Below are 9,717 nucleotides of genomic sequence, written 5' to 3' on the forward strand. Positions count from 1 at the left end.
AAATTCGATGCAAATATAGGGGGTTAGTGGGTCAGTTTTAAATGCAAATCAACACGCATGCAGCTCAAGATGAGGCCTGGACTGCCACCCGGAGTCGGTTAGTGGACCATCAAATTCGCCGGGAATGAGATTTCTCAATACGGCGGTGATATCCCATGAAGCCCATTTTTTGGTTAGCCCTGAGGGTGTTCAAAACTCTGTGTCAGCCTAGCGGATTCTATAAGCTGATATAGTCATCCAGTCGCTCCGGGAAGTGTATAGTCAACTGAGACAGCGTCAAATTCCAGTTTTGAATCGGATGCGTCCACCGCTCGGAGGCTTTCAGTATACCGGCGTAGAGCAGCTTCAGTAAGCTGTTTTCATTGGCGAAGCCACCCTTGGTTTTGGTTAGTTTTCGGAACTGGCGATGTACCGCTTCCACGGCATTGGTCGTGTAGATCGCCGTTCGCACGTAGTCGGGATATTTAAAATAGGTTGATAAGGTGGGCCATTTAGTTCGCCAGGACTTGATCACCATTGGGTATTTGTCGCCCCACTTCGCCTCTAGATCGTCGAGCGCCGTCTCGGCAGCATTGAGCGTGGCGGCTTTGTAAACGCACTTCAAGTCCGCCATAAACGCCTTCTGATTCTTTGAGGCGATATACTTCATCGAGTTGCGGATCTGGTGAATGATGCAGTGCTGGATCTCGGTGTTGGGGTACACACTCTCGATGGCTTCGGGAAAGCCCTTCAGGCCGTCTACGCAGGCGATCAGGATATCTTTGACGCCTCGATTGTACAGATCAGTCAACACGCTGAGCCAGTGGTGAGCGCCTTCCTGATCGGAGAGGTACAGGCCGAGAAGTTCCTTCTTGCCTTCGATGTTAAGGGCGAGAATGGTGTAGATGGCCTTACTGATATAGCGACCGTTCTCTTTGATCTTGTAGTGAATGGCGTCGAGCCATACGATGGGGTAGATTGCGTCCAGGTCACGCTCTCTCCAGGCTTGGAGTTCTGGCAGCAGCTTGTCGGTAATGGCATTCAGCGTGCCATTTGATACGCTGATACCGTACAGGTCTTCGATGTGGCCGCGAATATCCTGGTAGCTGTTGCCCAAGGCAAACACGGCAAGGATTTTGCGCTCGATCTCATCAGTCAGGTGAGTCTGGTGCTTCTTCACGAGCTGAGGCTCAAAGGTGCCAGTGCGGTCTCGCGGGGTCTTGAGCTCGAAGCTACCAGCGGTGCTTTTGACGGTCTTAGACGAGCTGCCGTTTTTGCGGTTGGGCGCTTCTTCCTGGCTCAGGTGGCTGTCGAGCTCGGCCTGCATGGCCGCCTCGGTGAGCTGCTTGATCAGAGGGGTAAGAACGCCATCCTTGCCGGTGAGGTCCTGGCCTTCACACAGCGCAGCGATGGCGGCTTCCATATCGAAAGTCGGTGTTGGTTTTGGCATGGGTCATTCCTTTTTTGTCGTAGGATAAAGAAATGACACAGAATTCTGAACACTACCTTAGCCCTATATCGATATTGCCAAAATGATGCTCGTTGCTGTCGCGACTGGGATCGAAAAGATCGTCGTCTTCGTGCTCCACCAATCGGAGTTTTCGTTCATGCACGATAATGTATTGGTATTTGAAGCTGGCGCCGAAATTGAAACCCTTTAGCCAGTTGACGTTGAAGCGTTTCATTAAAGCCAGATCGATTACCGCTACACCGGCGGTTTCTATCGTGGATTCCAGATCGGCTGGCATGAGACCCGCGGTCATCGTTGCCAATTGCAGTCGCTGTTCGTCCTCGGGGTCGTAGACAAAGGTGCCGGCGAATCGCCCTTGGCCACAAGCACACAGGTGCCAACCTTCTGGTAGCAATGGCGCATCAAATAGTACCGCGAAATTAGCTCGACCCGTAGCGAATTGACCATCCAGCTCTTTCATCTCCGCGATAAGAGAGTCGGTTTCGAAGTCGAGTAATAACACACCGGATTCGGAACGATCACCGAGCCCTCTTGCTTGTTCAGCTAAATCCAGCACTTCACTCAGGAATCTGTCATTGTCAGTAATGCGAACACGCCCTGTAATGCCCAGTAATGGCGGGCTATCGCTCTGTTTATCCGGTAAAAGTGACGGGGAAAACGCTGCCTCTACTAATTGCGCCTGTTGGGCGATTGCGACAGGCACTTGCGTACTTAGCCAGATGCAAGTAACCAGGATGATAAATGGATGTTTCACGCACGCTTCCTTAGCGCTACGCTTTTAAATTTTCTTAGCGATCGTGCGGCATCGTCCGCGATCACATAGGCGGCTGGTAAAACCAGAAGCGTGAGAATTGTCGACGAAGACATACCACCGATGACAAGAAAACCGACTGGATTACGGAGTTCAGAGCCGTCGCTATTCGCTAACGCCACAGGCACCATGCCCAAGACAGTGGACAAAGCAGTCATTAGTACTGGCCGTAGTCGCTGAGGGCCTGCACTCAACACCGCGTCCCTCGACGCTTTCCCTGCCTCGCGGAACTGATTTGCAAGGTCTACAAGCAGGATGCCATTTTTCATGACAAGCCCCATGAGCGCAATGAGTGCAATCTGAACAAAAATGTTCAAAGGTTGATTGAAAAAATAGAGCATTGAGAAAGCGCCTATAAAAGAGAGGGGAGCCGTGACCATGACAATTAGGGGCTGCACAAAGCTGTTAAATAAGCTCGCCAGGATCATGTAAAGCGACACGAGGGCTAAAACGAAGGCGAAAATAATCGCGTCTGTGCTGTCCTGCATGCGTCGGGCTTGACCAAGGTATAGGCCGGAATAACCTTCGGGCAGGCCGACCTCAGCGACGATGCGGTCTAGCTCCTCTGTTGCAGTCCCGAGCGCAACGCCAGGCTTTGTGTTGGCGAAAATACCAATTTTTCGGGATCGAGACTGGCGCTCAATCTGGGCTGGGCCTGAAGCAAAGCGAAGGTCGGCCACATTGGCAAAATCAATGAGCGATCTGTCCGACGCCCGCGATTGAATGAGCTCGACCCAGCGCATGTCAGCGCGGTCGTCTTCCTCCATCTGGGCGCGCACCTCGATCCTTTCTCCATTTTCCTCATAGGAAGTGACCTCTATCCCGCCCAGCATAATACGCGCGTTGTTGGCAAGGCTTTTGATCGAGACGCCTAAATCTGCCGCTTTGGCACGATCGACATCAATTTGTAGTTCTGGGCGGCCAATTTTGTACGTAGAGTGTATATCCGCATAAATGCCGGTTTCTCGCATACGTCGCATGACCTCGTCGGTAATCCGTTCAAGCTCCCCCAGATCTGAACCGGTCAACGCATATTCCATATCAAAGGACGTAAGACCGCCACCGGTCATGATGGGCATTTCAGAAACAGAGATCGTTTTGGCCTCGGGTATAACCTTGTAGAGCACCTGGCGCGCTTCGGCCATAACGTCAAATTGATCCGATAAGCGATCTTTTTTGTGGACAAGTTTGAGAAAATAACTAATCTCGTTCACCCGCTCGGTCTGGTTGCCGCCGACGGTGAAGAATACGTTATCAACGTGTTTTATTTTTGCGAGCTCAGCGGCAGCGCGCTTCGCAAGCTCTCGTGACTGGGATATGCCTGCGCCTTGCTCCAATTCAACGTCGGCGATGAACTCTGACCTGTCAAGCGAAGGGATAAAATCGATGGCCAAGCGTTGAGCGACGAGCACGCCAATCACCACGGAACCCAGCGCGGCCGCGACCACAAAATAGCGATAGCGAATGGAAATGCTCAGCATTCGGCTATACCAGTTTTCCAGGCGCGATAGAGCCCGATCGATTAGGGAGCTAATTGCGCCTTTGTGCGCTTGTGGTTTTAAAATTCGAGCACACAGCGCAGGTGTGAGCGTGAGCGACACGAGCAGCGACACTCCAATGGAAAACACTACCGTTAATCCATATTCACGGAAAAAACGGCCAATCACCCCTTCCATAAAAGCGATGGGCACGTAAACCGCCATGATTGCTACTGTCGCTGCAATGACCGCACCGCCCACCCGATCGACGCCGTGGGAGGCTGCGTTCGCCGGGCTCATGCCGCCTTCTATTTCCCGCTGAATACTTTCTAGCACAACAATGGCATCGTCCACCAGAAGACCGATGGCCATGGCGAGGGCAATCAGCGTCATCATGTTGATGGTGAAGTCTGCGGTATAGAAGGCAAAAAAAGTAGCAATTAAAGCACATGGCATGGCGATAGAGACAATCAGCGTTGCCCCTATACTGAGGAGAAAGAACCAGGTGACGATAGCTACGAGACCGATGGCAAATATCATGTCCGCAAATGTGTCTCGAATGCCGGCCTCGGTGAAGAGAGATGCATCTTGAGCTGTGACGATAGTTGTTCCCTCTGGCGCTAAAGCCCGCACCTCATCGAGTGCCTCTTTTACGGCGTTGGCGACTTCGACGACGTTTGTGCCAGATTGCCTGCGAATATCAAGGGAAATACCGGTGCGACCGTCTAGCTCCGCGTAGGTGCGCTCGTCTTCCAGCCCATCCTCGATGCGAGACACGTCACCGAGCATTACAGGCGCTTGGCGGTCAAAGGCGATGATGAGCTCTTCGAATTCTCGGATTGAACCGACCTCGCCTTTTGTTTTAACGCCGAATTCACGATCTTTCATCTTGGTTTCCATGCGGCCGCCCGGTACGTCCACATGTTCTCGCTTTATAGCCTGAACTACTTCATCGGCGGTTAGACCATAAGCGCGCAGGCGTTCTGCATTTAGCCAAATTCGTATTTGCCGTTCACGTCCACCAACGACTGTTACAGTTCCGACGCCAGTGACGCGTTGGAGGCGATTCTTAACGGTGTCTTCTGCAAACACAGTCAGTTCGCTGATTGGCACTGTGCTCGCAATCATGACGGACAAAATAGGTGCGGATGCAGGGTCGACTTTCTCAACAATGGGTGGTTCGATGTCTAAGGGCAAGTTACGCCGTGCAACGTCAAGCTTGTCCCGAACGTCCTGGACCTTAACATCGAGGTTGTCCCCCATCTCAAATTCGAGAAAGACCTGTGACAGTCCTTCTGAGCTTACAGAACGGAGGAGTTTGAGGCCCGCTATGGTGTTTACAGCTTCTTCAATGACATCAGTGACTTCGGTCTCAATAGTTTCCGGCGATGCCCCCTTGAGCGCTGTGGTTACAGATACATAGGGTATATCCAGTTCAGGAAAAAAATTAACGCCCAAGCGCAATAGCGATATCGATCCCAGTACAACCAATGCACCGATTAGCATGGTTGCAAAGACCGGTCGTCGGATAGAGAGATCGGAAATCCACATCAGTTTCCCAATCCTTCTTGTCTGGTCATGACGACATCGTCAGAAACGTCAATAAGGTGCGAGCGCGGCAATACGCGCATGCCGGCCTCCAGTCCACTAAGCACCTCAACGGAATCAGTGTTGTGGTCACGTATTGTTAGATGGCGTCTTTTTTCCTTGCCGTCTTCGTAGAGCAAGACATAGGGGTCGTTGGGTGGGCCACGCAATAAAGAGCGGGGGAGGAGAACGACTTTGTGCGGCTTGGGAAAAATCTCGGCTCGCGCGAAAAGGCCCGGTTTGATTTTGTAGCCGTCATTGGTGATAACTGAACGTGCGTCAATCGACCGAGAGGCTATATCGATTCGGTCGTTAATAATGTGAATCTCAGATTCAATTACATCCGGTATACCATCGATACGGATTTCGACTTTCGTGCCTAACGTGATTTCGGGTAAGTACTTGGCAGCTATACTCCAGATGGCTACGACAGGATCAGCCTTTTTTACCTGGACTACGGCCGAGTTTCCCATGCCAGAGGCTCGGCTTGAGATGAAAACGCCTTCGTCCACAAACCGTTCGGTGATTACGCCGGTGTAGGGCGCGCGGGCAATAGCATCTTCAAGACTCTGTTCGACCTGGGCGAGTTTTGACTTTGTAATATCGACACGGGCTCTTGCAGTTTCTAAAGCGGCGGCCGAGGTGTCAAATTGCGCTGCTGAAGCTACTCCCTTGTTGCGCAGATTGGAGACCCGATTAAATTCAATCTTTGCCTTTCGAAATTCGGCCGCGTATAGGGCGGATGAAGCAGCGAGTTCCTGCTTTTGTAACCTGAGTACGACGTCTCGCGTTCGAAACAAGGCGTCGCCAGCTTTCACTCGATCGCCAACGCGCACATAGATTTCCTCAATCGTCCCTTCGATCTTGGGGCCAATATTGCTGGATTTTGCAGCCATTATCGTACCGGTTGCCAAAATGGGTTTTACAACGTTTTCAGTAGTGACGATATGTAAGGCGAATTGGGATGGTTGAGAGTGCTCGGATGGCGGTGCTTGCTCAGTAATTTCGTTCTCTGCCGATGCAAATGCTTTGCCACTATGAAAAGCGGCGATCAGTGGCAGCGACACAAGAAAAATCGATTTGCTGATAAGGCGCAATGGAATACCCTCTTGCAATAAGGCGTTGTACATACTATAAGTATACATAACATATGTAAACAGAGGTTATTCCATGAAGCGAGAGGACTTGGAGTGGAATTTAGGGTACCTGCTAGACGATGCAGCGCGGCTGATGAGGCGGGCCTTCGATGCGCGAATCAGACACTTGGGTTTGACGCGAGCACAGTGGTTTGTGCTTGCACAGCTTTATCGGGAAGATGGGTACACCCAGACTAATCTTGCGAAATTGGCGGATATGGACAGGGCCACGCTGGGCAAAGTTGTCGACCGCCTCCAGGAAAAGGGCTTAATTGAGCGACGTCCACACCCTGAAGACAGACGGGCCAATCTTATCTACATCACAAAAGCATTTGATCGGCTGGTCGCGCCAATGCGTGCAGAATCAATACGACTCTACTCCGACGCCCTGCGCGGGCTTAGTGTCAAGCAGTGCGAGCAATTTACCGCTATGTTAGCCAAGGTCCGCGAAAATTTAATCGGTAAGGCAGAGATTGAAAATGATGGGGTTAGCGAAATGGGTTCGTATATGCCACGTATGGTCGGCGTCCGTGAGCTTACCTGATTGCAGGTTCGGGCAGACAGAGAAGATGCAATAACTTTTAGTAATAATTATTTCCGCTACGCTGTGACTTGCGTGCAGCTGCCGATGCTATGCCAGGCATGCCTCGAGCATCCGGAGCCTTATTAAATATCTAAATGAGGAAAATATGGTGTTTGAGCAAGGAAAAACTGGTATTGGCAGCACTGAAAAGTTATTTGATATGTTCTTCACGCATATTGGTACGCATCGTGACCTTGGATTGACGCTCCAGAATATAGAGGGAGATATCGCTAAAATTCATCTTCCTTTTCAGAGTAAGCATGCTGACTCAATAGAAAATGGCAGTCTTCATACAACCGCAATAGCGACGGCCATAGATAGCGCCTGCGGCTGTGCGGTGATGCTTCATCTCGGCAAGCCGGCAGCCATCGCGACCGTGAATCTAAGAATCGATTACATGCGCAAACCTGAGCCTGGGCGGGGCTTGGTTATCGAAGCTAGTTGCTATCAATATGCGGAGGATTTTATCTATGTTGGTGCGGCGGCTTATCAGGTAAATTCAAAAATAATGTGCTGCAACGCTGTTGGCATATTTAAATCTGACACGCCGGGCCCCGTGCTTGGCATGGAAATACAGTAGGCACGCCGAATGATAAACCAAAAGCTTATCGATTTTCTTGAAGAAACGCCTTATGCCCGTAACTACGGGACCGAAATAATTACTTCAATACCAGAGACGGAGTGCGTAACCCGGTGGCAGAATATTTTTACGGGTAACCCACTTTTGCGTGCCTGGCACGGAGGCGTAGTTTCAGGTGTTCTTGAGCTGACCGGGACGCTCGCCGTCATAAATTCTGCCAAGACTAAAGAGTGCGCATTGCTTTCTATAAACACGAGCTACCTTCGTCCTGCCTTAGGTGATAAAAGTTTGTTTAGCCGCGCCACTGTCGTTCGAAGCGGAAAACGTGTTCATACGGTCAGCGCTGTTGTGTGGCAAAACTCTCCGGATGAACCAACAGCAATCGCATCATTAACGTTCGCAGGAAAGTAGTAACTCATGGTCTGCAGAAAGTCCGGGGCATCCACTTCAATTGCAATCCCGATTGAGGATTTTTATAAGAGTTGCCCTAAGCGTTCACCAAAACTGCTTTTGTCGTCATGACAAAGCGTGATCTTTACTGACTGAGTAAACACATCTCGCCACACCCTTCATATCACAAGTATCCATCTTTAGATCAAATGCCTCTATTTTTTTTCGAGGTGCCTGTTGCTAGATTACCCAAGTGAAAAGGCCAACACTTTGGGGGCGCGAGCTAAAAGCGCATGGCCAAAATTCATTTCCCATGCTGGTTCCCAATAATACCGTTGATCCTGCGCAGTACGCGCAACAGTTGAGGACGAAAGTCCCGCTTGTATTGGACCCACAAGTCCAATCATTGGGCTGTCACCAATTACGGGAAAACGGAAAGTTCGTAGGACGACCCGGTGAACTGTTCTCTTTCAGCGGGCCAGAAGGCGATTTTTAAGCAGAGGGCCGCAGCTAATTTTTTATGTGTCCACACAACCGTGTCGACACCCCCAGACAGGTGAAGAATTCTATTATGAGCGTTGCCGAATTGGACAACTACAAGCAGGCCGCGGACAACCACGACCTGAAACACATTCCAGGCTCCTTTGGCCTTCCCGTTATAGGGCACTTCTTCGAGATGGTGACGGATCTTTACGGCACCATCGACCGACAGTATTGCCGCTACGGGCCAGTATCGCGGCTAGGAGTGGCGTACCTCAAGGGAGTGCTGCTGATCGGGCCGGATCTCTACGGGGAGGTTTACCTCGACAAGGATAAGAATTTTTCCGCTGAGATGGGGTACGCGCGCACTCTGGGTCGCTTCTACAAAGGAGCGCTGCTGCTGCGGGACCACGGCGAGCATCGCTTCCAGCGCCGCATTATGCAGAGCGCGTTCAAGACCGAAGCCATGCGCGGCTACTTCGGCACTATGGGGCCTATGCTCAAGGAGGCTGTGGAAGGCTGGGACGGTCGCGAAGACTTCCTGTTTTTCCCAGCCATAAAACAGGCCCTGTTGGACGTGGCCGCTACAATTTTTGTCGGGCTGGACAAGGGCGATGATCGCGCCGCCAATTTGAATCATGCCTTCCTGGACATCGCCAATGGCCTGCTGGGGTTTTTCGCCAAGGAAATACCCGGCACTAAATACGCCAGGGGTAAAAAGGCCCAGCGCCATTTGCAGGAGTTCTTCGGTTCGTTGATCGAGGAGCGACGCCGCGGCAAAGGCATCGATACCTTCAGTTACTTCACCCGGGAAACCACTGAGGACGGTGAATACTTCAGCGACGAAGACATTATCGCGCACATGAGCTTCCTGCTCTTCGCTGCGCACGACACCACTACCAGTGCCCTTAGTCACTTGATGCTGCATCTCGGGGAGAATCCCGAGTGGCAGCAGCGCTTGCGCGAGGAAGCGGCGTCGATCGACAAGGACTTTCTGGATTACGACGATCTCGAAAAGATGCCACTGGCCGACGCGGCGGTGAAGGAAACCCTGCGACTGCATCCCTCAGCGATGGTGGCGCAGCGGAGAACAATTCGCGACTGCGAACTCGGCGGTTACCGCATCCCTGCCAACACCCTTCTGCTTCTGGTGCCCCAGTATACCCACTGTAGTGGCTTAATGAATCCGGACACCCAATAAGGCGTTAGAATAGCGCCAGCA

At 51.5% G+C, this 9,717-nt stretch carries 8 protein-coding genes; 4 read left to right on the forward strand and 4 right to left on the reverse strand.

The features are described from left to right. Positions 1–217 precede the first annotated feature (217 nt). The 4 genes from AAC007_RS17180 to AAC007_RS17195 are packed head-to-tail and all read right to left on the reverse strand — an operon-like array spanning position 218 to position 6,423. Positions 218–1,429: an IS256 family transposase gene (locus tag AAC007_RS17180; RefSeq protein ID WP_339678438.1), complete on the reverse strand. Its 1,212-nt coding sequence runs from the start codon at positions 1,427–1,429 to the stop codon at positions 218–220. A 52-nt stretch (positions 1,430–1,481) separates the two neighbouring features. Further along, on the reverse strand, positions 1,482–2,204 hold the full coding sequence (gene traF / locus AAC007_RS17185) for a conjugal transfer protein TraF (RefSeq protein WP_339678441.1): 723 nt from the start codon (positions 2,202–2,204) through the stop codon (positions 1,482–1,484). After that, on the reverse strand, positions 2,201–5,290 hold the full coding sequence (locus tag AAC007_RS17190; protein ID WP_339678444.1) for an efflux RND transporter permease subunit: 3,090 nt from the start codon (positions 5,288–5,290) through the stop codon (positions 2,201–2,203). Before AAC007_RS17190 ends, traF begins: the two co-directional genes overlap by 4 nt. Beyond that, a complete protein-coding gene (locus AAC007_RS17195) occupies positions 5,290–6,423 on the reverse strand; it encodes an efflux RND transporter periplasmic adaptor subunit (RefSeq protein ID WP_339678446.1) in 1,134 nt (377 codons plus the stop codon). The genes AAC007_RS17190 and AAC007_RS17195 overlap by 1 nt, the downstream gene beginning before the upstream one ends. 73 nt (positions 6,424–6,496) lie before the next feature. Here AAC007_RS17195 and AAC007_RS17200 point away from each other — a divergent pair, with 73 nt between their 5' ends. From AAC007_RS17200 to AAC007_RS17215, 4 genes are all read left to right on the forward strand, one after another. Further along, the gene (locus tag AAC007_RS17200) at positions 6,497–7,006 is read left to right on the forward strand and encodes a MarR family transcriptional regulator (protein ID WP_339678449.1); all 510 of its coding nucleotides are present in this window, start codon (positions 6,497–6,499) and stop codon (positions 7,004–7,006) included. A gap of 145 nt (positions 7,007–7,151) precedes the next feature. Continuing rightward, entirely contained in the window at positions 7,152–7,625 is a 474-nt protein-coding gene (locus tag AAC007_RS17205; RefSeq protein WP_339678452.1) for a PaaI family thioesterase, read from the forward strand. Positions 7,626–7,634: 9 nt separating this feature from the next. Then, entirely contained in the window at positions 7,635–8,036 is a 402-nt protein-coding gene (locus AAC007_RS17210) for a PaaI family thioesterase (RefSeq protein ID WP_339678455.1), read from the forward strand. Positions 8,037–8,586: 550 nt separating this feature from the next. Next, positions 8,587–9,696, forward strand: a complete 1,110-nt coding sequence (locus tag AAC007_RS17215) for a cytochrome P450 (RefSeq protein ID WP_339678458.1) — start codon at positions 8,587–8,589, stop codon at positions 9,694–9,696. The last annotated feature ends 21 nt before the right edge of the window (positions 9,697–9,717 follow it).

Source organism: uncultured Zhongshania sp. (assembly GCF_963975605.1).
Classification (GTDB): domain Bacteria; phylum Pseudomonadota; class Gammaproteobacteria; order Pseudomonadales; family Spongiibacteraceae; genus Spongiibacter; species Spongiibacter aquimaris.

Excerpts from the sequence above, each read along its gene's own strand:
- AAC007_RS17215 (WP_339678458.1), top strand. The coding sequence starts at position 8,587 with ATGAGCGTTGCCGAATTGGACAACTACAAGCAGGCCGCGGACAACCAC.
- AAC007_RS17200 (WP_339678449.1), top strand. The coding sequence starts at position 6,497 with ATGAAGCGAGAGGACTTGGAGTGGAATTTAGGGTACCTGCTAGACGAT.
- AAC007_RS17190 (WP_339678444.1), bottom strand. The coding sequence starts at position 5,290 with ATGTGGATTTCCGATCTCTCTATCCGACGACCGGTCTTTGCAACCATG.
- AAC007_RS17205 (WP_339678452.1), top strand. The coding sequence starts at position 7,152 with ATGGTGTTTGAGCAAGGAAAAACTGGTATTGGCAGCACTGAAAAGTTA.
- AAC007_RS17180 (WP_339678438.1), bottom strand. The coding sequence starts at position 1,429 with ATGCCAAAACCAACACCGACTTTCGATATGGAAGCCGCCATCGCTGCG.
- AAC007_RS17210 (WP_339678455.1), top strand. The coding sequence starts at position 7,635 with ATGATAAACCAAAAGCTTATCGATTTTCTTGAAGAAACGCCTTATGCC.